The 23,359-nt window shown below is 69.5% G+C and carries 18 protein-coding genes and 1 pseudogene; 16 read left to right on the top strand and 3 right to left on the bottom strand.

Annotated features, from left to right (window positions below; all coding sequences use genetic code 11):
- From ACFQE5_RS20015 to ACFQE5_RS19970, 10 genes and pseudogenes are all read left to right on the top strand, one after another.
- Positions 1–106 (top strand): annotated as a pseudogene (locus tag ACFQE5_RS20015) (pyridoxal 5'-phosphate synthase lyase subunit PdxS); the annotation flags it as partial.
- A gap of 166 nt (positions 107–272) precedes the next feature.
- The gene (locus ACFQE5_RS20010; RefSeq protein ID WP_379587185.1) at positions 273–1,655 is read left to right on the top strand and encodes an O-acetylhomoserine aminocarboxypropyltransferase/cysteine synthase family protein; all 1,383 of its coding nucleotides are present in this window, start codon (positions 273–275) and stop codon (positions 1,653–1,655) included.
- 43 nt (positions 1,656–1,698) lie between these two features.
- Entirely contained in the window at positions 1,699–2,220 is a 522-nt protein-coding gene (locus ACFQE5_RS20005) for a CoA-binding protein (protein WP_379587182.1), read from the top strand.
- A 115-nt stretch (positions 2,221–2,335) separates the two neighbouring features.
- A complete protein-coding gene (locus tag ACFQE5_RS20000) occupies positions 2,336–5,590 on the top strand; it encodes an ATP-binding protein (RefSeq protein WP_379587180.1) in 3,255 nt (1,084 codons plus the stop codon).
- Positions 5,591–6,003: 413 nt separating this feature from the next.
- The gene (metX, locus tag ACFQE5_RS19995) at positions 6,004–7,134 is read left to right on the top strand and encodes a homoserine O-acetyltransferase MetX (protein WP_379587197.1); all 1,131 of its coding nucleotides are present in this window, start codon (positions 6,004–6,006) and stop codon (positions 7,132–7,134) included.
- 82 nt (positions 7,135–7,216) lie between these two features.
- Positions 7,217–9,073, top strand: a complete 1,857-nt coding sequence (locus tag ACFQE5_RS19990) for a homocysteine S-methyltransferase family protein (RefSeq protein ID WP_379587177.1) — start codon at positions 7,217–7,219, stop codon at positions 9,071–9,073.
- On the top strand, positions 9,070–10,500 hold the full coding sequence (locus tag ACFQE5_RS19985; RefSeq protein WP_379587174.1) for a PucR family transcriptional regulator: 1,431 nt from the start codon (positions 9,070–9,072) through the stop codon (positions 10,498–10,500). Before ACFQE5_RS19990 ends, ACFQE5_RS19985 begins: the two co-directional genes overlap by 4 nt.
- A 176-nt stretch (positions 10,501–10,676) precedes the next feature.
- A complete protein-coding gene (locus tag ACFQE5_RS19980) occupies positions 10,677–11,540 on the top strand; it encodes a 3-hydroxybutyryl-CoA dehydrogenase (RefSeq protein ID WP_379587172.1) in 864 nt (287 codons plus the stop codon).
- Positions 11,541–11,566: 26 nt separating this feature from the next.
- Positions 11,567–12,730, top strand: a complete 1,164-nt coding sequence (locus ACFQE5_RS19975) for an acyl-CoA dehydrogenase family protein (RefSeq protein ID WP_379587170.1) — start codon at positions 11,567–11,569, stop codon at positions 12,728–12,730.
- 25 nt (positions 12,731–12,755) lie between these two features.
- On the top strand, positions 12,756–13,757 hold the full coding sequence (locus ACFQE5_RS19970) for a zinc-binding dehydrogenase (RefSeq protein WP_379587169.1): 1,002 nt from the start codon (positions 12,756–12,758) through the stop codon (positions 13,755–13,757).
- On the opposite strand, the gene ACFQE5_RS19965 is transcribed toward ACFQE5_RS19970, so the two are convergent.
- The 3 genes from ACFQE5_RS19965 to ACFQE5_RS19955 form a co-directional block, all read right to left on the bottom strand.
- Positions 13,722–14,111 carry a hypothetical protein gene (locus ACFQE5_RS19965; protein WP_379587168.1) on the bottom strand — a complete coding sequence of 130 codons (390 nt, stop codon included), beginning with the start codon at positions 14,109–14,111 and terminating at the stop codon, positions 13,722–13,724. The genes ACFQE5_RS19970 and ACFQE5_RS19965 overlap by 36 nt on opposite strands.
- Before the next feature lie 123 nt (positions 14,112–14,234).
- Positions 14,235–15,392: a thiolase family protein gene (locus ACFQE5_RS19960; RefSeq protein ID WP_379587166.1), complete on the bottom strand. Its 1,158-nt coding sequence runs from the start codon at positions 15,390–15,392 to the stop codon at positions 14,235–14,237.
- Positions 15,393–15,526: 134 nt separating this feature from the next.
- Complete coding sequence (locus ACFQE5_RS19955; protein ID WP_379587164.1) at positions 15,527–16,546, bottom strand: methyltransferase; 1,020 nt, start codon at positions 16,544–16,546, stop codon at positions 15,527–15,529.
- A 528-nt stretch (positions 16,547–17,074) separates the two neighbouring features.
- Here ACFQE5_RS19955 and ACFQE5_RS19950 point away from each other — a divergent pair.
- The 6 genes from ACFQE5_RS19950 to ACFQE5_RS19925 all read left to right on the top strand — a co-directional run bounded on the left by ACFQE5_RS19950 (position 17,075) and on the right by ACFQE5_RS19925 (position 23,209).
- Positions 17,075–17,230: a hypothetical protein gene (locus tag ACFQE5_RS19950; protein ID WP_379587163.1), complete on the top strand. Its 156-nt coding sequence runs from the start codon at positions 17,075–17,077 to the stop codon at positions 17,228–17,230.
- A gap of 294 nt (positions 17,231–17,524) precedes the next feature.
- Positions 17,525–18,745 (top strand): methionine adenosyltransferase, encoded by a 1,221-nt coding sequence (gene metK / locus ACFQE5_RS19945; protein WP_379587161.1) that lies wholly within the window; start codon positions 17,525–17,527, stop codon positions 18,743–18,745.
- A gap of 31 nt (positions 18,746–18,776) precedes the next feature.
- Positions 18,777–19,811, top strand: a complete 1,035-nt coding sequence (locus ACFQE5_RS19940; RefSeq protein WP_379587160.1) for a carbohydrate kinase family protein — start codon at positions 18,777–18,779, stop codon at positions 19,809–19,811.
- Positions 19,812–19,815: 4 nt separating this feature from the next.
- Positions 19,816–21,273: an adenosylhomocysteinase gene (gene ahcY / locus ACFQE5_RS19935; protein ID WP_379587158.1), complete on the top strand. Its 1,458-nt coding sequence runs from the start codon at positions 19,816–19,818 to the stop codon at positions 21,271–21,273.
- 272 nt (positions 21,274–21,545) lie between these two features.
- On the top strand, positions 21,546–22,715 hold the full coding sequence (locus ACFQE5_RS19930; protein WP_379587156.1) for an NAD(P)/FAD-dependent oxidoreductase: 1,170 nt from the start codon (positions 21,546–21,548) through the stop codon (positions 22,713–22,715).
- Positions 22,716–22,804: 89 nt separating this feature from the next.
- Entirely contained in the window at positions 22,805–23,209 is a 405-nt protein-coding gene (locus ACFQE5_RS19925) for an ectoine synthase (RefSeq protein WP_379587154.1), read from the top strand.
- Positions 23,210–23,359: the final 150 nt, after the last annotated feature.

Raw genomic sequence — 23,359 nt, 5'->3', positions numbered from 1 at the left:
TCCGGATGTGTTGGCGAAGGTGTCGCGGGGGTTGGGGGAGCCGATGGTCGGGATCAACATTCCGGACCTTCCCGCGGAGCAGCGGTACGCCGGCCGCGGCTGGTAGACGCGCCGCGCATGGTGGTGGCGGAGGTTTCAAGAAGGTTCCGTCCGTAGCCTCCGGTCGAGGTAGAAGATCCCTGCGACGTAGGGCGGCGGCGGCCTCAGTGCCGCTCGGCCGGGCGGTGTTCCGCCCCGCCGGCGGCCGGATCGGCGCCCCTGGGAGGTACCCGATGGAAGACAGGCAGTTCGGTATGGACACGCTGGCGGTGCACGCCGGCCAGCGGCCCGACCCGGTGACCGGATGTAGGACGGTGCCGATCTACCAGACGGGCGCCTACGTATTCGAGGACACGAACCACGCCGCGAACCTCTTTTCCCTGCAACGGTTCGGCAACGTCTACAGCCGGATCATGAACCCGACGACGGCGGTGTTCGAGGAGCGGGTCGCGGCGCTGGAGAAGGGCATCGGCGCGGTCGCCACCGCCTCCGGACAGGCGGGTCAACACCTGGCCCTGTTCACGCTGATGGAGGCGGGCGACGAGTTCGTCTCCTCCCGCACCCTCTACGGCGGAAGTTTCCAGCAGTTCGACGTCAGCTTCCGCAAGGTCGGGATCAACGCCCGATTCGTCGACGCCTCGGACCTGAACCAGTGGAAGGCGGCCGTCACCCCGAACACGAAGGCCTTCTACGCGGAGGTGATGGGCAACCCGACGATCGACCTCGTCGACATCGAGCCGCTCGCCGATCTGGCCCACGAGGTCGGGGTCCCGCTCATCATCGACAACACCTTCGCCTCGCCCTACCTGTGCAACCCCCTGGAATGGGGGGCGGACATCGTCCTGCACTCGGCCACCAAGTTCATCTGCGGCCACGGCACCGCCCTCGGCGGCGTGATCGTCGACGCCGGTCGTTTCCCCTGGGACAACGGGAAGTTCCCGGGGATGACCGAGCCGGCCAAGGGCTACAACAACCTGAAGTTCTTCGAGTACTTCGGCGACTTCAGCTGGCTGCTGAAGTGCCGCGCCGAGATGTTGCGCGACTACGGTCCGATGATGGCGCCCCAGGTGGCGTGGCTGATGCTGCAGGGTCTGGAGACGTTGCACGTGCGCATGGAACGCCATGTGCGCAATGCGCAGACCGTGGCGGAGTTCCTCGAGCAGCACCCGGACGTGGAGTACGTCAACTACCCGGGGCTGAAGAACAACCCGTACCACGAGCTGTCGAAGAAGTACCTGCCGAAGGGCGCCGGCTCGATCTTCACCTTCGGGATCAAGGGTGGCCGGGAGGCCGGCCGGAAGTTCATCGAGGCCGTCCAGCTGTTCAGCCACCTGGCCAACGTCGGTGACGCCAAGTCGCTGGTCATCCACCCGGCGTCCACGACCCATCAGCAGCTGTCCGACGACGACCTGCGGTCGGCCGGGATCGGGCCGGAGATGATCCGCGTCTCCATCGGCATCGAGGACGTGGACGACATCATCTGGGACCTGGACCAGGCACTCGCCGCGGCGAAGCGGCCCGGCGAGCTGGCCGCGCTGCCCCGGGACGGCGCCGAGCAGAACGGTCTGGGGCACTCGATCATGTCGAAGGCCTTCGGCGCACCGTTCCACGGATGACCGTCCCGAACCCTTCGAACCGGAACCGATTGGAGACCCGGACGTGACCGCAGTCGGAGAACGCAACAACCTGGGCATGCTGCCGTCGGAGCGGTATCAGATCCTGATGTCGAACCGGACGATCGCGATGGTGGGCCTGAGCTCCAACTACTTCAATGCCAGCTCGTTCGCGGCGATCTACCTGGCCGCGAACGGCTATGACATCGTCCCGATCAACCCGAGCCAGGCCGGCAAGGAGATCCTGGGCCGGAGGGTGTACGGCGACCTGCTCGACGCCGCGGCCAACCACCCGCGGCCCATCGAGATCGTCGATATCTTCCGGCCGTCGCACGAGGTGCTCGAGATTGCCAAGCAGGCGCTCGAGATCGACGCGAAGGTGCTCTGGTGCCAGCTCGGCGTCGTCAACGAGGAGGCGGCGGAGCTGTTCCGCGCCGCCGGGAAGCCCGTGGTCATGGACAGGTGCTGCAAGATCGAGCACGCTCGGTTCTTCGGTGGTCTGCGGACCATCGGGCTGAACACCGGCATCGTGACCAGCAGGCTGGCGATGCCCTTGCCCAGGGACTGAGTTATCGGGCATGGTCGCCGGCGTCCGAATCACCGGATGCCGGCGACAGCCACATCCGGCGGGGGACGGCATTCGATCGCGCTGCGCAAACTTCCAACGGCGGAGGTCGGAGATCATGGACAGGGAAGTCCGGACGCCGGAGGTGCACGTCGGCCTGCTCGGCAGCTTCCACGTGACGGTCGACGGCTGCTGGATCGGTGAGCTGACCGAGAACCGCAGGGCGGCCGAGCTGGTCAAGCTGCTCGCGCTGGCCCCGCAGCACCGGCGGCACCGGGAAGAGGTCGTCGAGGTGCTGTGGGACCACCTCGAGCCCGATGCCGCCCTCGCCAACCTGCACAAGGCGGCCTCGTACGCGCGCAAGGCGCTGGGCTCCAAGGAGGCCGTGGTGCTGCGCGGGGGCTGGGTGCACCTGTGGCCCGCGGCGAACCTGTCCACCGACGTGGAGGTCTTCGACCGGCAGGCCCGCCGCGCGATCGAGTCCGGTGACCTGCAGCTGTGCGCGAAGGCGGCGGAGTGCTACGGCGCCGGCCTGCTGCCCGAGGACCTCTACGCCGAATGGGCGGCCGAACCCAGGGAGCGGCTGCGGCACCGCTACCTCGACCTGCTGCGCCGGGCGAATCGCTGGGAGGACCTGGTCCGCCTCGAGCCGGGCGACGAACAGGCGCATCGGGAGATCATCCGCGACCTGCTGCGCCAGGACCGCCGGCACGCTGCTCTTCGCCAGTGGCAGCAGCTGCGCGCTTCGCTGTCCGAGCTCGGCCTGCGTCCCGACCGCGAGTCGCTCGCGCTGTGGCGCGAGCTGGTCGACGCGACGCCCGTCCTCGCCCCGGTGCGGTACGCGCCGCCGCCGATGGTCGGCCGGGACCTCGAGCTGGGACGGGCCCGGAGGGCCCTGGAACAGGCCGGCTCCGGTCGCGGCGGAACCCTGCTCGTGACCGGGGACATCGGGATCGGCAAGACGCGGTTCTGCGAGGCGCTGCTCGGCAGGGCCGGCCAGCTCGGCTGGACGACGCTGCGCGGCAGCCCCAGCCAGATCGACGGGGCGGCGCCGTGGGCGCCGATCGTCGAGGCGTTCGACCGGGTGCTGCGCGAGCGTCCGGACCTGGCCGAGGCGCTGTCCGAACCGGCCAGGGAGGGACTGGCCCGGCTCTTCGGCCGCAGTGCGCCGTCCCCGTCGGGCGCCGAGGTTCGGGGTCGACAGCCGATCCTGCTCGCGGCGAGCCAGCTGCTGGCCAATGCCGCCATGGAGCGCGGCGTCGTGTTCTGGATCGACGACCTCCATCTCGTCGACGAGGCGACCATCCAGCTGGTGCATTACGTCGCCAGGGCGGCGCGCTACGGGCGGATGCTGATCGTGCTCGCCTACCAGCGCGACATGCTCTCGACCACCGCCTCCAGGTTGTGCGCGAACCTGTTGGCGGGTGAAGGGGCGACGGAGATCGAGCTGGCACCGCTCTCCCCGGCCGACTCCGCGTCGATCGTGCGAACCGTGGCGGGCTCCGAGCTGCCGGACGCGACCCTCAGTGCGATCTACCGGATGGCCGAGGGGAACCCGTTCTTCACCGAGGAGCTCGCCTCGGCGATCGGCCCGGATGGCTCGCTGTCCCTGCCGCGCAGGTTGTGCGAGATCGTCGAGACCCGGTTGGGCGAACTGGAGCCCACGCTCCGCTCGGCGCTGCAGCGGGTCGCGGTCGCCGGCGTCCGGTTCTCCGCCGACGAGCTGGCCGCCTTCGCCGGGCTGAACCAGACGGAGCTGTTCGACCTGCTCGACGCCGCCCTGCAGGTCGGCGTCGTGATCGAGACTCCGGGTGGGTACCGGTTCCGCAACGCCATCCTGCGGGAGACGCTGCTGGCGTCGCTGCCCGCGCACCGGCGCCGGGCCACTCACCGCTGCGCCGCCGAGGCGCTGGTCAAGGCCGGGGCGGCGCCCGGGCGGATCGCGCATCACCTGCTCGGCGCCGAGGCGGGCACCGAGGCGGTGCCGTGGCTCGAGCGGGCGGCGCTCGATGCGGCGGCGGCCGGGGCGGTCGCCGAGGCCAGGGCCTTCGTCGAGCGGGCGCTCGAACACGCCCCGCGCCGGCCGTCGCTGCTGGAGCTGCGGGCCAACTGCCTGTTCGCGGCGGGCGAGCGGACCTCGCTGGCCGCGTTCACCGACGCGATCGACGCGGCCAGGGGCAAGCGGCGCAGGCGGTTGCGTATCCGGCAGGCCCGGGCTGCGGTCGTCCTGGGTGACCTGACCACCGCGACCCGTGCGCTCGACGGGTTGGTGGCGGCCACCCCGGCCGAGCGGGTCGACCTGCTCGTCGCCCGCGGGTTCGCGGCCACTGCCTCCGGTGACCTGCGGGTGGCTGAGCGCTGTGCGGAGCAGGCCCGGCGGATCGCCATCGACGAGGGGTTGGCCGCGGAGCTGACGAGCGCGGCGACGCTGCGCGCCCTGGTCGCGCACAGCCGGGGGGAGTGGCAGCATCAGATCGAGCTCGACCTGCTGGACACCAGTAAGCTGCCGCAGCTCGCGGCGAGTGTGCACGACGGTCACCTCTGCGTCGTCGAGCACTACCTCTACGGCGACCGACCCTACGGCGAGCTCATCGACTTCGCCGTACGGCTACGGGAGACGGCCAAGCGCAGCGGTGCCGGCCGGGGTGAGGCGTTCGCGACCGTGATCCTCGGCGAAGCCGAACTGCTGACCGGCAATCTCGACGCCGCGGAGGAACATCTCCGTCAGGGGGCGGAGCTGCACCGGCGGGTCGGTTCGTCGGCCGGTCAGTCGTTGGCCCTGCAGCGCCGCGCTGAGGCGGTCCTGCTCGGCGGGCGGGCCGGCGAAGCCCGCGAGCTGTTGGCCCAGGCGCTGGAGCTGGCCCGTCATTCGACGCTGCTCGGACGGCATCTGCTGCCCCGCATCTACGGCACGATGGTCAACGCCGCCGATCCGCCGGACGCGATCCACATCGTCGATGAGGCGGAGTCCGCGATCGTCGGCCCGACCGAGGTCTGCCGGATGTGCACCATGACCTTCGCGGTGCCCGCGGTGGTGGCCTGTGTCCATGCCGATCAGCTCGACCGCGCCGAGCACTACCTGGGGCTCGCCAAGGACATCGCGCAGCCGATCTGGCTCGGTGGGGCCTGGCACGCGGCGATCGCCGAGGCGGAGGCGTCGCTCGCCGCCGCAGTCGGGCGACCGGACCGGGCAGCCCGGTTGCTGCAGACGGCGGGTGAGCTGTTCGCGGCGGCCGGGCAGCCGCACGATGCGCGACGGTGCCAGGCGGGTGTCGGCGGGCAGTGGCGGGACGGCGGCGGTACCGCCGGACCCGGGCTCACGGCCTCGTGGAGCTGCGTCAGCCCCGCGGCGGCGGTCCCTCAGCTCTCCTGAACCAACGGTGGTAGTAGCGAACATTCAGTCATTGGGAAAAGCTTGAATCGCAGGTAGACGGCGTCTCGGACCGTCACCCAATGGGTCGAAACCTTCGCTTGTGACGCAGGTCATGATACAATTGTCCGTACAGATGTCCGAGTGCCGGCCCGACCGGGTGGCACTCGCCGGGAGGTATCCATGCCGCACCAGGTATGCCGGGTTCGCGCGCGCGGCGCGGGAACGCCGGCGGTGATCCCGACGACCGGTGGTGCCTCTGCTGACGTGCAGGCTACCGAGTCGCAGGGACTGAGACGATGAGTATCGATGTGAGTTCCGTCGACGACTCGGAGAACATGGACGCGTGGCTGTTCGCCGCGAGTTCGAACACGGAGCTGTACTTCGCGGGTCCGATCGGTGGGACGCGTCGGCGGCTGCTGGCTCCCCCGGCCAGCGGTGCGTGGCGGATCGGTGACCCGGTCGGTCGCAGGCAGTGGATCTCGATCCCCGGGCCCTTCCCGCTCGAGGCGGGCGGGATGCTGCCCAGCATCCAGCTCGCCTACGAAACGTGGGGACAGCTCGCTCCCGATCGCAGCAACGCGGTCCTGGTGCTGCACGCGCTGACGGGCGACAGCCACGTTGCGGGCGCCGTCGCGCCGGGGCACCCCACGCCCGGCTGGTGGGACGGGTTGATCGGTCCGGGCCGCGCGCTCGACCCCGAGCGCTGGTTCGTGGTGGCCCCGAATGTGCTCGGCGGATGCCAGGGCAGCACCGGACCGAGTTCCCCCGCCGGGGACGGCCGCGCCTGGGGAAGCAGGTTCCCGCTGCTCACGGTGCGCGACACGGTGGCGGCCGAGGTCGTGCTCGCCGACCGGCTCGGCATCGATCGGTGGGCCGCGGTCATCGGCGGGTCGATGGGCGGCATGCGGGCGCTGGAATGGGCGGTCAGCGAGCCCGACCGCGTCGACGGGCTGTTTCTGCTGGCGAGCCCTGCCGCGTCGAGCGCGGACCAGATCGCCTGGTGCGCCCCCCAGCTCGCCGCGATCGAGGGCGACCCCGGCTGGCGAGGCGGCGACTACTACGGCGCCGCGCCCGGACGCGGGCCGCACGTGGGGCTGGGCACTGCCCGCCGGATCGCGCATCTGAGCTACCGCAGCGCGGCGGAGCTGTCCACCCGGTTCGGCCGTCAGCACCAGGTCGGCGAACATCCCTGGCGGGGCGGCCGTTACGCGGTGGAGTCCTATCTGGACCATCAGGCCCAGAAGCTGATCTGGCGGTTCGACGCCGGCTCCTACGTCACGCTCACCCGGATGATGAACGCACACGACGTCGGGCGCGACCGCGGCGGGTTGGCGGCGGCACTGCGTCGGGTGCGGGCACGTACGCTCGTCGCGGGTGTGAGCTCCGACCGGCTCTACCCGCTGGCTCAGCAGGCCGAGCTGGCCGCGGGCATCCCGGGCAGCGACGACGTGCGGGTCATCGACTCACCGTTCGGGCATGACGGCTTCCTCATCGAGACCGCCCAGGTGGATGCGCTGCTCAAGGAGTTGCTCCAGGGCGATTGACAGGCGCGCAGTGGCAAGGTGATCGTGGCGATCCAGCTCCGATGCGGGCGGGACTCGTTGGGCACAGGGTGGTGGACGCGTGATGAGCGATCGACAGGGCGCGGCCGGGCGCGCGGTGTTCCCCGCCGGTGAGGTGGTGGTCGCCGACGGGGCGGTCGGGACGATGCTGCACGCGGCGGGGATCCCCTTGGACCAGTCGCTGTCCAAGCTCAACGTCGGGCGCCCGAAGCTGGTCCGCGACCTGCACGCCGCCTACGTCGGCGCGGGTGCGCGCATCCTGCAGACCAACACGTTCGACGCCAACCGGTTGCGGCTGGCCTCAGCCGGGCTCGCCGACCGCGTCACCGAGATCAACATCGCCGGCGCGCGGCTGGCTCGGGAGGCGGCCGAGGACGCACCCTGGGTGAAGATCGCCGGAAGTGTGGGGCCGGCGATGAGCGCCGCGCTGGTGACCCGCATCCCGGACGCCGAGCGTGCATCGGTGCTTCGCGAGCAGATCGCGGCGCTCGCCGACTGGGTGGACCTGATCATTCTGGAGACGTTCGGCGAGATCGAGTCGCTGGTCCAGGCGGTTGAGGTGGCGCTCGATGAATGCGATGTCCCGGTGATCGCCCAGTTGACCTTCGGTGATGACGGGCGAACCCTGCGCGGGGAGGAACCGGCCGAGGTCGCCTCGGTGCTGTCCGAGTACGACCTCGCGGCGATCGGCGCCAACTGCACGGTCGGGCCCGCGGTGCTGCAGGAGGTCGTGGCCGGGCTCGCGTCGGCCACGACGCTGCCGGTGTCGGTGCAGCCCAACGCGGGCACCCCCCGTCGGCTGGGCCGGGCGCTGCGCTACGCGCATAATGTCGACTATTTCGCCGAGGCCGCGGCCCAACTCGTGGCGAAGGGGGCGACCATCGTCGGCGGCTGCTGCGGGACGACGCCGGCGCACACCCGGGCGATGGTGAAGTCCGTGTCCGGGCTGGTGCCGCTGCCCCAGGCCCGGGAGCAGGTCGTCGAGCGACCGGTGGTGCGGGCCGCCGCGGCACCGGCCGCGGATCCCGAGTCGTCGCCGATGGCCTGGCAGTTCCCCGGCGAGTTCGTGGTGCTCAGCGGAACCCGCGCCCCGCACGGCGAGCAGGTCGCGCAGTTCGTGACGCAGGGCAAGGAGCTCATCAAGGCCGGTGCCCGGTTGCTCGCGGTCATCGACCCGGATCCGCCCGCCACCCGGGTCAACCCGCTGGCGGCGGCGGTGCTGCTGCGGGAGCGGGTGGAGGCCGACGTCATCCTGCAGATCGAGACCGCGGGCCGCAGCCTCTCGGCGCTGCAGGCCGACCTGCTGGGTGCGCACGCGCTGGGGCTGCGGATGGTCCTGTGCCGCACGGGTGCCCCGCGGGTGGTCGGCGACTATCCGGACCCGGGCTCGCTGTGGGACGTCGATTCGGTCCGGTTGATCGGGGCGTTGTCGGCCCTCAACGACGGCGTGGACTGGCGAGGGGTGTCGACCTCGGTCCGCACCCGGTTCGTCATCGGCGCGTCGCTGCGGACCGCGGCGGTGGACAAGCGCTGGGAGCTCGACCGCGCGGTCGAGAAGGCGCGCGCGGGTGCTCACTTCTTCGTCACCGAGGTGATCTACGACGTGGACGAGGCGCTGAGGGCCATCGGTGAGCTGCGCGAACGCGGGGTGGACACGCCGGTGATCGCAGCCATCGCGCCGTTCGGCGACGTGGCGACGATCGCCCGCCGGACCCACGAGAACGCCAACGCCGCGGTCCCCTCGGCGCTGCTGCCGCGGTTGCGCGACGACGACCCGGTCGAGCGCATCGACCTGGCCTTCGAGGCGGCGGAGAAGCTGGCCGGCCATGCGGCCGGGATCTTGGTGCACGGGCCGAGCCATGCGGACTCGGGCGTCGTCGGGCTGGTCAGCCAGCTGAGCCGGATGGGAGCGGCGCGATGAGGGCATCGGACGTGCGGCGCGGCGGGGCCCGGTACCGGGTGGAGACGAAGGAGGCTACGCCACTGATCGACGACGTGCAGATGTACCCCGATGTGATCAGCGGCCTGTCCCGGCAGAACTCGGTCTACCGGCGCGTCATCGCGCTGTGCGACGAGATCGCCGACGCCGCGCTGCAGGGGGCGAACGCACATGAGCTGGCCCAGGTGTGTGCGGGCCTGCTGGTGAAGACCGTGGTGCTGCTGGACGCCTCGTTCGAGCTGCGCGCCTACTGCAGCGGCGGTGGCGGTGACGTCGCGGCGGCGACCTGGAACCCGGACGACCCGAGCATCCGGCGGCTGTTGGGGGCGTTGGCGGCCGAGAACCGGCCGCTGCGGGTCCCCGCGGTGCCGGACTCGGTGCTGCCGCATGGCTGTCTGGCCACGCCGATCGCCGTCGGGCAGCAGAAGCTGGGGTATCTGCTCGTCCTCGAGGATGCCGCCGGCGGCGAGACCGACGACACCGATCTGCTGGTCGTGAGCCAGGCCGCGACCCTGTTCGCGCTCACCCTGGCCAAGGAGCAGACCACCATCGACCTCGGCCGCCGCTACCAGGGCGCCATCGTCGACGCGCTGGTCTCCGGCCATTTCCTCGACCGGGAGGACGCGAGCCGCAAGCTGACCTCGCTGGGGCTGGCCGAGGATCAGCCGTTCCGGGTCGGGGTGATCAGGGCGCAGACCGAGGGCACCCAGGGAGTCGGCGTCTTCGCCGCCTCGCCGGAGATCCAGCACCTGCTCGGTGAGCTCGCCGCGGCGATTCCCGAGGCGGTCCCCGGCGCCGCCGTGACCGTCCGCGGCGCCGAGGCGGTCATGGTCCTTCCCGAGGAGACCGCCGAGGGCGGGCCGGGCCGCGCCCGGGAGACCGAGGCGCTGCGCAGCCTCGCCGCCACCCTGGCCGACCACTCCATCGGAGTGAAGGCGACCTGCGGGATCAGTGAGCCGACCCGGCGGGCCGAGCTCGCGCCCCGACGGATGCGCCAGGCCGAGTACGCGGCCGATATCGGGATCCGGATCGGGCGCGCCGGCCAGCTGGTCCGCTACGACGAGCTGGGTATCTACCGGCTCCTGCTCCAGATCGGCGACCTGCGCCAGCTCGGCCAGTTCGCCGACGAGGTGCTGGGCGCGGTGCTGCGTTACGACGCCACGCACAAGACCGACCTGGTGCGCACCCTGTCGGTGTTCCTCAACCAGCACGCCAGCCTCAAACAGGCGGCTCGCCAGCTGGGAGTGCACGCCAACACGATCTCCTACCGCCTCCAGCGGATCGAGCAGCTGACTCCGCTCAACCTGGCCAACCCGGACGACCGGCTCGCCGCCCACGTCGCCGTAAAGATCATCGACTCGCAACGGGCCGACGGCCAGCCGCTCGGCACCCCGCTCCGGCGCGTCTGATCCGGCGTCCTGAGCCGGGCGTCGGCGCCGCCTCGCCCCGCCCGGTGCCGCCCGGATTCGGTGCTTGTGGTGGGAGCACAAAGGCGTGTGCTGGCAATTTGTCGATGGTGGTGGCTATCGGCTCGGCACCGACTCGGCGACGATGATGTCACGGGATCGGAAAGGAGGAGGGCCAGTTGAGCGAGATCAGCAGGGTCGGCGTCGTCGGGGCCGGGCTCATGGGATCCGGAATTGCCGAGGTTTGTGCTCGGGCGGGTCTGGACGTTCTGGTCAGTGAGATCACCGAACAGGCGGTGGACGCGGGCCGCCAGCGTGTCGAAAGGTCGATCGGCCGGGCCCAGAAGGCTGGCAAGCTCTCGGCGGAAGAGGGCTCGGGAACGCTCGCTCGGATCGGGTTCACCACCAGCCTGGACGACATGGCCGACCGGGATTTCGTGATCGAGGCGATCGCCGAGGACGAGTCCCTCAAGGTCGACGTGTTCAGCACCCTGGACAAGGTGCTGGAAAGCCCCGATGCGGTGCTCGCCTCCAACACCTCGTCCATTCCCATCATGAAGCTCGCAATGGCGACGCAGCGGCCGCATCGGGTCATCGGCGTCCATTTCTTCAACCCGGCGCCGGTGCTGCGGCTCGTCGAGTTGATTCCCTCGCTGCTGACCGACGAGCAGACCCGCAGCAGTATCGAGGACTTTGTTTCCACGAAGCTCGGCAAGACGGTTGTACGGTCGACGGACCGCGCCGGGTTCGTCGTGAACGCACTGCTCATCCCCTACATCCTCTCCGCAATTCGCATGTTCGAGTCCGGGTTCGCCTCCGCCGAGGACATCGACAACGGGATGGTGCTCGGCTGCGCCCACCCGATGGGCCCGCTGGCGCTCGCCGACCTGATCGGTCTGGACACCACCATGGCGGTGGCCGAGTCGATGTACGAGGAATTCAAGGAGCCGCTCTACTCGCCGCCGCCCATGCTGCTGCGGATGGTCGATGCCGGACTGCTGGGTAAGAAGGCCGGGCGCGGGTTCTACGAATATTCGCGCTGACGGCGCCCCGGAACAGTCGAGGAACCATGTCTGAGAGCAGCGGTCTGTTTCAGCTCCCGGAGGAGCACGTCGCATTGCGCGAGGCGATCCGCGCGCTTGCCGAGAAGCAGATCGCTCCGCACGCGGCCGACGTCGACGAGCAGGAACGGTGGCCCGCAGAGGCGCACGAGGCCCTGGTGCGCAACGGGTTTCACGCGATCCACATCCCGGAGCAGTACGGCGGGCAAGGCGCCGACGCGGTCGCGGCGTGCATCGTGATCGAGGAGGTGGCGCGGGCCTGTGCCTCGTCGTCGCTGATCCCGGCGGTGAACAAGCTCGGCACGGTTCCTCTGCTGCTGGCCGCGTCCGAGGAGCTCAAGCAGTTGGTGCTGCCCTCGATCGCGGCCGGCACAGACGGCATCTCCTACGCCCTCTCCGAGCGCGAGGCCGGTTCGGACACCGCCTCGATGCGGACCAGGGCGGTGCTCGACGGCGACCACTGGGTGCTGAACGGCACCAAGTGCTGGATCACCAACGCCGGGGAGTCGACCTGGTACACCGTGATGGCGGTGACCGACCCGACGGCTGCCCGCAAGTCCGAGGGGATCTCGGCGTTCGTCGTGCACGCCAACGATCCCGGGTTCATCGTGGGCCCGAAGGAACGCAAGATGGGGATCAAGGGCTCGCCGACCCGTGAGATCTCCTTCGAGAACTGCGCGATCCCGGTGTCCCGGATCATCGGTGAGCCGGGGACCGGCCTGCGCACGGCGCTTCGTACCCTCGACCACACCCGACCGACGATCGGGGCGCAGGCGATCGGGATCGCCCAGGGCGCGCTGGACGCCACGCTGGCCTACATCAAGGAACGACGCCAGTTCGGCCGCACGATCGCCGACTTCCAGGGCGTGCAGTTCATGGTGGCCGATATGGCCATGAAGGTCGAGGCGGCCCGCAACCTCGTCTACATCGCGGCCGCGGCCGCCGAACGCGGCGACAAGAACAGCGGGTTTCTGGCCAGTTCGGCGAAGTGCCTTGCCTCCGACGTGGCCATGGAGGTCACCACGGATGCGGTGCAGCTGTTCGGCGGCGCCGGCTACACCCGTGACTTCCCGGTCGAGCGGATGATGCGCGATGCGAAGATCACCCAGATCTACGAGGGAACCAACCAGATCCAGCGGATCGTGATGGCCCGCTCGCTGCTGCGCGGGTAGGCCGGGCGTGAAGGGGCGGGCGTCGATGGCGCAGCGGGTCTTCGGGGTCGTCGGGTCGGCGGACGGCGCGGTCTGGGTCGCGGAGATCCTCGTCCCGGATCCCGGGCCGGGTGAGGTCGTGGTTCGGGTGCAGGCCTGCGGGATCTGCCGGATGGACCTGGACCTGCCGGACCTCGGCGCCGCGCAACCGGTCCTGCTCGGCCATGAGGCCGTCGGCGTCGTCGAGTCGACCGGTCCCGGCGTCGACCTCGAACCCGGTGACGTCGTCGTCCTCGGCCGCGGCGGCGAGGCGGTGGCGGCGCGCCGGCCGATGCTGCTGGACGGGCGGGAGCTCATCCCGTCGCTGGGCGTCGGCGCCTTTGCCGAGAAGGTGCTCGTGCACGGTGGGCAGTGCCGCAGGCTCGAAGCGGCGGATGGCCCGCGGATCGACGCGCTGCTGCACGACGGCGCGCCCGGGGCGACCGGACGATCACTGCTGACCGCAGGTCAGGTCGGCGGGCAGGGGCTGGTTGCCGACCGGTACCGGGCTGCGGGCGCGGTGCGAACCGCACCCGCCGGCACCGTCGTCGCGGTGGACGTCGATCCGCTGAAGCTGGGCTGGGCGCGCCAGCTCGGAGCCACCCACCTGATCAACGCCCGGGAGCGCGACCCGGACCGCGCCGTCATGGAGATCACCGAGGGCTTCGGCGCGGACCTGATCGTCAACGCCGTGGGCTGTCCGGAGATCTGGCAGCAGCCGTTTCTGGTCGCCGAGCCGGACCACACTCTGGTGCTGGTCGGGGCGCCGGAAGCCGGGCTGATCGAATGCTGCGACGGCGTGCCGCAGGCCTGGCCGGTCCCCGACCTCGGCCTGCTCCTGGACATGCTGTTGGCGGGTGAGCTGCCCACCCAGCGGTTCGTCGCGGCCGCGGCCGGACCGGATGCGGTGGCGGAGGCGTTCGCCCGCATGCACAAGGGCGAGGTGCCCCACCCGATCGTGGCGATGTGCGGCTCAGGCGGTGGGGCGGCCCACGCCGGTGGCGTATAGCAGCGTCTGCGGCCCGTCCAGGAGCGTGAAGAACGCCCGGACTCCCAGATCGTTGGCGGTATGCAGCGGAGCGAGCTCCAGCGCGGGTCCCGCGACGAGGTTCAGCCGGACGACGGCCACCTCCAGCCCGGAAAGGGCGAAGAACAGTCTGCGGCCCAGCGTGGAGCCGCAGGTCGTGCTGGTGAGCTGCTCGCCGTCCGGGATGGGCCCGGTGATCTCGGCGAACCCACCCTGCAGGTGGCAGAGGTGGAACTGAGCGCGGCATTCAGCCTGGGTGCCACCGATGCGCAACGTCCAGGGAGCGCCGTTGGCGAGCGCGCCGCTGGCCACGATCGGAGCGGGAGTTTCGAGCATCGTTCACGTCCTCGGGGCGCGGCCGCCGCCGGCGGCGGGTGGGTGGATGACCAAGAAGGTGCGAAGGCGACCCGGCGCGCTGCGCCGGGTCGCCTCGACGGATCGGTGCACCACCGTGGGTGCTCAGCTCCGCCCGAACAGGTGGATGACGCTGGCGACGTTGTCGTTTCCGTGCCATCCGCCCGCGTTCTGAGTCAGGGCGATCCGCGCGTTCTCCACCTGGCGGCCGCCGGCCGTCCCCCGCAGCTGGAGCACGGCCTCCACGATCTGGGCCAGTCCGGTGGCGCCGATCGGGTGCCCGCGCGAGAGCAGGCCACCGCTGGTGTTCACCGGGATCCGTCCGCCCAGGTTCGTCTGTCCGCTGCGGATCATGTCCTTGCCGCCGCCGAGCTCGCAGAGACCGAGCTGCTCGTAGGCCATGAGCTCGGCGGAGGCCGCCGCGTCGTGGACCTCGATGCAGTCGATGTCGTCGGGGCCGAGGCCGGCGATCTCGTAGGCCGCCTGGCTGGCCAGCTTGATCACCTTCGTTGCCCCGTCCACCGGGGCGGCCCGCACGGTCGAGGCCAGCACCTTGATGTGCGGGGAGGCGGCGAGCTCCGGGCTGACCAGCAGGGCCGCCGCGGCACCGTCGGTGATCGGCGAGCACATCTGCAGCGTGAAGGGGTCCACGATCAGGCGGGAGTTCAGGATCTCCTCGATCGTCAGCTCGCCGCCGTACTGGGCCACCGGGTTCAGCGCCCCGTTGTGCTGGTTCTTGATCACGACGCGGGCCAGGTCCTCGGCCGTGGCGCCGCTCTCGGCCATGTACTCCAGCGCGGCGGCGCCGTAGAGGTCCATGAGGAACGACCGACCCGCGGGCAGGTCCTCCGGAACGGTCTCGACGTCGACCGACCCGCCGATCGCGGCGAAGGAGAGGGACTTGTCCGGGTGGGTCATCTTCTCGGCCGCGACGGCGAGCACGATGTCGTGCGCCCCGGTGGCCACGGCCTGCCAGGCGAGGTGGAACGCCGTGGACGCCGAGGCGCAGGCGTTCTCGGTGTTGATGACGGGGATCCCGCCGATACCCAGCGGCCGCAGCCCCACCTGACCGAGCACCATCTCCTGACCGGTGATGGTTCCGGCGACCGCGTTGCCGACGTAGGCCGCCTGCACGTCCGCGGCGCCGCGTCCGGCGTCCTTGAGCGTGCTGGTGACCGCCTCCGCGAGCAGGTCCTTGATGGAGCGATCGGGTTGCTTGGCGAACCTCGTGATCCCGATCCCGGCCACGTACACGTCACGCATCGTCTGACACTCCAGAGCAGTTGTTCGATCAGGCAGGGGGAGCGGTCGCCGTCACCTCGGCCGCTCGCAGGTGTGCCGGGCCACGCGATGTCTGCGATGGCCCGGCACCCGGTTCGAATCGTGCAGGAGTTGGGTCAGCCCAGGCGCGCGGTGAGGTACGTCCAGGTCGCCGGGAACTCGGTGACGTTCGAGAACAGCTTCTCGAGGCTGTAGCGGATCAGGAAGCGACGGTCGCGCAGAGCCTCCTCGGTGGGCTCGACGCCCTCCACCTTCGGCGATCCACCGACCCAGCTCATCACGCCGTCGTGGTAGGTGAACAGCAGCTGCAGCCACTCCTCGACCTGAGCGAAGATCGTCGAGTCGTAGGTGTGCAGGACCTCGTAGCCCTCGGACCGGAAGGTCTGGACGTAGTAGTCGAGGTCGCGGACCGGGACGAACACCTTCTCGCGCAGCTTCTTGTGCGCCGCGAACTTGGCGCTGTCCTCCAGCGCACCCCGGTACTTCTCGAAGGCCGGCTCACGCAGGACCAGCTCGGCGGCGATCTCGTTGACCTTCTCGACGGTCTGGTCGATGATCCAGTCGCCAGCGTGGGCGTTGGGGTTGTGCATGTTCGCCGAGCAGACGAACACCAGCCCGCCCGGGCGGAGAATCCGGGTCCAGGACTGCAGGGTCTCCGGGAGGTCGTAGTAGAGGTGGATCGCGTTGGTCGCGGTGATGACGTCGGCGCCGGTGTCGAGCAAGGGCTGCTCGACGACCTCGTCGATCAGCTGGAGGCGCTTCTCCTCCTTCAAGTACTTGATCAGCCGGAAGGCGGCGCGCTCGTCGTCGGCGAGGTTCTCGACCGCGACCCGCAGGAACTTCGGCGAGGCGTCGACGTTGAGAATCCCGACCCGGTGCTTGATGTTGGACAGCAGCCGCTTGGCCAGGATCCCGGTGCCCGCCGAGAAGTCGACCATGATCTTGTCCTCGCCCAGCGCGGCGAGAATCTGGGCAATCGTCGGCTCGAGGTTCTTGTACCACCCGTGGTTGCCGACATCGTCGTAGTTGAGGCCGAACTCATCGACACTCTGCCGAGCCCACGGCTCGTCCGGAATCCGGTTGAAGCCGGCTGGCCAGGCGAAACCCGGTCCGGCCTGGACGGGAGCTGTCGTCATTCTGAGTCTCCACTTCTGGATTCGTGCAGTGCAGGACGAGCATCAAGAATCTGCACACCGAGGGCAGGTTCTCGTCCGTCCGGCAGCGGATGGCGAGAGCGGGCGACTCGGCGCTCTTCCGGGGGTCGGGTTAGCGGCTGCGCGCCCAATGTCATCGTCCACCAGTCCTGCCGTGCGGGGAAGTCGGTACGCAACACAAATCGGCCGTCATCGCGTTTGTGTCCACCCCACAAGCAGCGGAAGTGGGGAGGTCGGGCGGGTTCCTGGGGCCGGCCGGCGGATGTCGCCGGGCGGCGCTCGCTGTTGTGTCGCGGGCACAAGCGCATCGCGCTTCAATTTGTTCCCGAAGGCGGCTACTCACGCGGTGTGATCTGCGTCAGACTTTGTCCCGAGCGCCACGGCCAACTGCGGCGCGACGGGCGAGGACCGCGGCCCCGCGGCATCCCGATCAGCTCACTCGGACGCATGAGGAGTGACACTGACATGTATGGACAGACCCGGTGTCCGTGCTGTGGGTACGGTATGAGCGTGCCGTCGACACCGTATTCGGACACGAGCGTCGAGCTCATCGACTCGCTCACCCGTGAGGTCAACTACCTGCGGTCGGTGGTCGCTCGTATGTGGAAGTACGACGCGAGCCCGGGAACGCTTCCCCAACAGGCAACGGCGGCCAGTTCGCGGTGATCCTGGAATTCTTTGACGGCAATCCAGTCCGGGTCGATAAGGCGGAACTGTAATCGATCCGATAATGGCGGTAACCGCCCCGAGTTCGATCCGCTGGCAGGGTCGGTGGCACGGTGAGAATACCGAAGCCGATCATGCCGCGGAGGCCGGTTCGCACGTCCTTGGGACCGGCCGTCGCGGGCCTGCGTGGCGCAGGATTCCGCGATGCGGGCCAAGGTCCGGCTGCTCCATGACCAGGTGGGTGGCCCCACGTTCCGTTCTGGCTGTACCGGTGCAATTCGAGAAGGAGACATCATGATCCCGTTGGCGGAGAACGAGCACCTGTTCACCTCCGAGTCGGTGACCGAGGGGCACCCGGACAAGATCTCGGACGCGATCTCGGACGCGGTCCTCGACGCCGCGCTGGCCGGCGACCCGAACTCGCGCGTGGCCTGCGAGACGCTCTGCACCACCGGTGTCGTCGTCATCGCCGGTGAGATCACCACCGCCGCGACGATCGACTTCACCGACATCGTCCGCAAGACGGTCTGTGAGATCGGCTACGACAAGGGCGAGTACGGTTTCGACGGCAACCACTGCGCGGTGATGGTGGCCCTGGACAAGCAGTCCCCGGACATCGCCCAGGGCGTGGACATGGCTCAGGAGCGTCGCGAGACCCTGTCCGAGGACGAGCTCGACTCCGCGGGCGCGGGCGACCAGGGCATGATGTTCGGCTTCGCCTGCAACGAGACCGAAGAGCTCATGCCGATGCCGATCGCGCTGGCCCACCGGCTCTCGTCCCGGCTCACCGAGGTGCGCAAGAACGGGACGCTGCCCTACCTGCGTCCCGACGGTAAGACCCAGGTGACCGTCCGCTACCGGGACAACAAGCCGGTCTCGGTGGAGAAGGTCCTGATCTCGACCCAGCACGCCGAGGAGGTCAGCACCGAGCAGATCCGCAACGACCTGTGGGAGCACGTGGTCCTGCCGGTCCTGCCGAAGGAGCTGTACTCGGTCGAGGAGCTCAAGCAGGAGTACTACGTCAACCCGACCGGCCGGTTCGTCATCGGCGGCCCGGTGGGTGACGCGGGCCTGACCGGCCGCAAGATCATCGTCGACACCTACGGCGGGTTCGCCCGGCACGGTGGCGGCGCCTTCTCCGGCAAGGACCCGTCGAAGGTCGACCGCTCCGCGGCCTACGCCGCCCGCTACGTGGCCAAGAACATCGTTGCCGCCGGGCTGGCGGACAAGGCCGAGGTCCAGGTCGCCTACGCGATCGGCGTCGCCCGTCCGCTGTCGGTCCTGGTCGAGACCTTCGGCACCGAGAAGGTCTCGGTGGACATCATCCGCAAGCTGGTCGACGAGCACTTCGACCTGCGTCCCGCGGCGTTCCGGGCCCACCTCAAGCTGCACCGCCCGATCTACTCGAAGACGTCCGCCTACGGCCACTTCGGCCGGAACGACCCGGACTTCACCTGGGAGGCCACCGACAAGGCCGAGGCCCTGCGCGCCGCCGCGGGCCTGAGCTCCCGGTGAGCGGGCTGTCGAACGCGAGCACGGAGAAATCGTGAGCATCCTTGTCACCGGGTCGATCGCCAACGACCACCTGATGGCGTTCCCCGGCAGGTTCCGCGAGCAGTTCGTCGACGGCAAGCTCGACGAGATCTCGCTGTCGTTCCTCGTCGACGAACTGGAGATTCGCCGCGGCGGCGTCGCCGCGAACATCGCCTTCGGAATGGGCCGGCTCGGCCTGTCCCCGGTGCTCGTCGGGGCGGTCGGCAGCGACTTCGCCGAGTACCGGCAGTGGCTTGAGCGGCACGGTGTGGACTGTTCCGGGGTGCGGATCTCCACGACCGCGCACACCGCGCGGTTCCAGTGCACCACCGATGCCGACCAGAACCAGATCGCCTCGTTCTACGCGGGTGCGATGACCGAGGCCAGGGAGATCGAGCTGGCCCCGATCGTCGACGCGCTGCCGGGTGGGGCGAGCAGCCTGCAGATGGTGCTGATCAGCCCGAACGACCCGGAGGCGATGATCCGGCACTCCGAGGAGTGCCGGGCGAAGGGCTACCCGTTCGCCTCCGACGTGTCCCAGCAGGTGGCGCGGATGGACGGCCCGCAGATCCGTTCCCTCGTCGAAGGCGCGACCTTCCTGTTCACCAACGCCTACGAGCGCTCCGTGCTGGAGCAGAAGACGGGCTGGTCGAAGGAGGACGTGCTGGCTCGGGTCGGCACCTCGCTCACCACGCAGGGTGAGAAGGGTGTCATCATCGAGCGGGCCGGCGAGGAGCCGATCGCGGTGCCCGCGGGCGTCGCCCGCTCGATCGCGGAGCCGACCGGTGTCGGCGACGCCTTCCGCGCCGGCTTCCTGACCGGCACCAGCTGGAATCTCGGCCTCGAGCGGTCCGCCCAGTTCGGTGCGGTGCTGGCGACGCTGGTGATCGAGACCGTCGGCACCCAGGAGTACGACCTCGACCCGACGGACTTCAGCACCCGGCTGAAGGAAGCATATGGGGAGGAGGCCGCCGCCGAGATCGAGTCGGTCTGGTTGCCTGTACTGGAGGCGCGTGACGCCGCGACGACGACTGCTGAGGAGAAGTAGGAGTATGGACTTCAAGGTTGCCGATCTCGGCCTTGCGGGTTACGGCCGCAAGTCGATCGAGATGGCCGAGCACGAGATGCCCGGGCTGATGGCCACCCGGCGGGAGTACGCGGACAGCAAGCCGCTGCGCGGCGCCCGGATCGCAGGCTCCCTGCACATGACGATCCAGACCGCGGTCCTGATCGAGACGCTGACCGAGCTGGGCGCGGATGTCCGTTGGGTGAGCTGCAACATCTTCTCCACCCAGGACGAGGCCGCGGCCGCGGTCGTGGTGGGGCGCAACGGTACCCCCGAGAACCCCCAGGGGTCCCCGGTGTTCGCCTGGAAGGGCGAGACGCTCGAGGACTACTGGTGGTGCATGGACCAGCTGTGGCAGTTCACCGACGAGAACGGCAACGCGGTCGGGCCGAACCTGATCCTCGACGACGGCAGTGACGCCACCCTGATGGTGCACAAGGGCGTCGAGTTCGAGACCGCGGGCGGGGTTCCGTCCACCGACGAGAACGACCCCGAGGAGTACCGCATCCTGCTCGACGTGCTGCGCCGCAGCATGGAGCAGAACCCCAAGCGGTTCACCACCATCGCCCAGAACATCCTCGGCGTCTCCGAGGAGACCACCACCGGCGTGCACCGGCTCTACGAGCTGGAGAAGGCGGGAACGCTGCTGTTCCCGGCGATCAACGTCAACGACTCGGTCACCAAGAGCAAGTTCGACAACAAGTACGGTTGCCGGCACTCGCTGGTCGACGGGCTCAACCGCGCGACCGACGTGCTGATCGGTGGCAAGGTCGCCGTCGTCTGCGGCTATGGCGACGTGGGCAAGGGCTCGGCCGAGTCGCTGCGCGGCCAGGGTGCGCGGGTCATCGTCACCGAGATCGACCCGATCTGCGCGCTGCAGGCCGCGATGGACGGCTACCAGGTCGCGACGATGGAGGACTTCGTCGCAACCGCGGACATCTTCGTCACCACCACCGGTAACAAGGACGTCATCACCGTCGACCACATGGCGGCGATGAAGCACCAGGCGATCGTGTGCAACATCGGCCACTTCGACAACGAGATCGACATGGCCGGCCTCGAGCGCTACCCGGGGATCGTCAAGACGGAGATCAAGCCGCAGGTGCACGAGTTCGCGTTCCCCGGCAAGGGCGACGTGCCGGGACACTCGATCATCGTGCTGTCCGAGGGCCGGCTGATGAACCTCGGCAACGCCACCGGGCACCCGAGCTTCGTCATGTCGAACTCGTTCACCAACCAGACGATCGCCCAGATCGAGCTGTACACCAAGCACGACGAGTACGAGAACAAGGTGTACATGCTGCCCAAGGAGCTGGACGAGAAGGTGGCGCGTCTGCACCTTGACGCGCTGGGGGTGAAGCTGACCAGGCTCTCCAAGGAACAGGCCGAGTACATCGGCGTGGACGTGGAAGGCCCCTACAAGGTCGCCCACTACCGCTACTGATCGGTAGTAACCGGCACCGATAGGAGCCATGGATTCCCCGGCCGGCGTGTGTCTGCCCCGCACGCCGGCCGGGGCACTCACGTTTCTCCGTCGTCGTCCACCCGGGTGACGGGGATTGTCGTTGTCCTGGGCGACTGGGACACCGGAGGGTGCCACTTTCGGGGCTTGTGTGTGCTACGCCACGGCTCTAAGTTGGATGTTCGGACATTGTTGTCCCATCATGGAGGAGGTGCGTCCGAGTGGCGGCGCGGAGACATCACAAGATTGTCATTGTGGGTGGTGGTAGCGCGGGTATCTCGGTGGCCGCCCGGTTGGTACGCCAGAACGTGGCGGACGTGGCGGTGATCGACCCGGCCACCACGCACTACTACCAGCCGCTGTGGACGCTGGTCGGCGGCGGCCGGGCACCGGTGGAGGAGAGCGCGCGGCCACAGGCCTCGGTCATGCCGAAGGGGGTGACCTGGATCCAGCAGGCGGCCGCCGAGATCGATCCGGATAGTCGTGAGGTCACCCTCGACGACGGCGGCGTCGTCGGCTACGACTTCCTCGTCGTGTGTCCCGGCATCCAGCTGGACTGGGAGAAGATCAAGGGACTGTCGCCGACCCTGGGCCGGGACGGCGTCTCGAGCAACTACCTCTACGAGCTGGCGCCGGCGACCTGGAACTTCATCCGCAACACGAAGTCGGGCACCGCGGTGTTCGGCATGCCGGCCGGCCCGATCAAGTGCGCGGGCGCCCCGCAGAAGATCGCCTACCTCGCCGCGGACTACTGGCGGGAGCAGGGCGTACTGCACAACATCGATGTCCATCTGGTCCTGCCGACCCCGGGCATGTTCGGGGTCAAGGAGTTCTCGGACGTGCTGGTGGGGGTGGCCCGCCGCTACGGCATCACCGTGCACTTCGAGAGCGAGGTGACCGAGGTTCGTTCGGACGTCCGCGAGGTGACCGTCACGGACAAGAAGAACGACACCACGCACACCCTGCCCTACACGGTCATGCACCTGGTGCCGCCGCAGAGCGCCCCGGACTGGATCAAGAAGGGTCCGCTGGCGGATCCGAACAACCCCGCGGGCTACGTCGAGATCGACAAGCACACCATGCAGCACACCCGGTACCCGAACGTCTTCTCCCTGGGTGATGCCGGATCGTCGCCGAACTCCAAGACCGGGGCCGCGATCCGCAAGCAGGCGCCGGTGGTGGCGGAGAACCTGGTCGCCGCGATGGCCGGGCGGCCGCTGACCGCGTCCTACGGCGGTTACGCCTCGTGCCCGCTGACCACCGCGCGGCGCAAGATGCTGCTCGCCGAGTTCGACTACACGATGAAGCCGACGCCGTCGATCCCGGTGATCAACACCATCAAGGAGCGGACGGACATGTGGTACCTCAAGCGGTACGGCCTGCCGTTCCTGTACTGGAACCTGATGCTCAAGGGCCGCGCGTAGCACGCGCACCGGCCTAGGCGAACGACCGCACGGCGGACCCGGCCACCCGGCCGGGCCCGCCGTTGCGTTGTGGGGAGAGGAAGGGGCCGATGATCGTCCGGACGATCGCGGAGATCACCGATACCGAGCGCGACGTGAAGACGCCGAACTGGCGCAGCAAGCGGATCGTGCTGGCCCGTGACGGGGTGGGGTTCTCGGTGCACGAGACGGTGCTCGAGGCGGGCTCGGTCAACGACTTCTGGTACGCCAACCACATCGAGGCCGTGTTCATCGTGGAGGGCGAGGGCGAGCTCTACGACAAGGACAACGACGTCACCTACCAGCTGGGGCCGGGGTCGATCTACGTGCTCGACGGGAACGAGCGCCACCAGCTGCGGCCGCGTACCCGGCTGCGGACGGTGTGCGTGTTCAACCCGCCGGTGACCGGGCGGGAGGTGCACGACGAGAACGGGGTGTACCCCCTGATCATCGAGCCGGCGGCGGGGGCGAGCTGACGCCGGTGCCCTCCGCCGTGGTGGCACCGTCGCGGCGGGGCGCCGGGCAGGACCGCGCTCCGCGCAGCCGCGCCCACAGCGCCCAGGACAGCAGCCCCACGGAGGCCACCGCGAGCAGCGGCTGCAGCGGGGCGAACCAGGTGATCGCGC

Origin of the sequence: Pseudonocardia hispaniensis, from assembly GCF_042658695.1 — a bacterium.
Classification (GTDB): domain Bacteria; phylum Actinomycetota; class Actinomycetes; order Mycobacteriales; family Pseudonocardiaceae; genus Pseudonocardia; species Pseudonocardia hispaniensis.
Note: the sequence above shows the minus strand (reverse complement) of the source record. Positions and strands in the feature narration are given on the sequence as shown.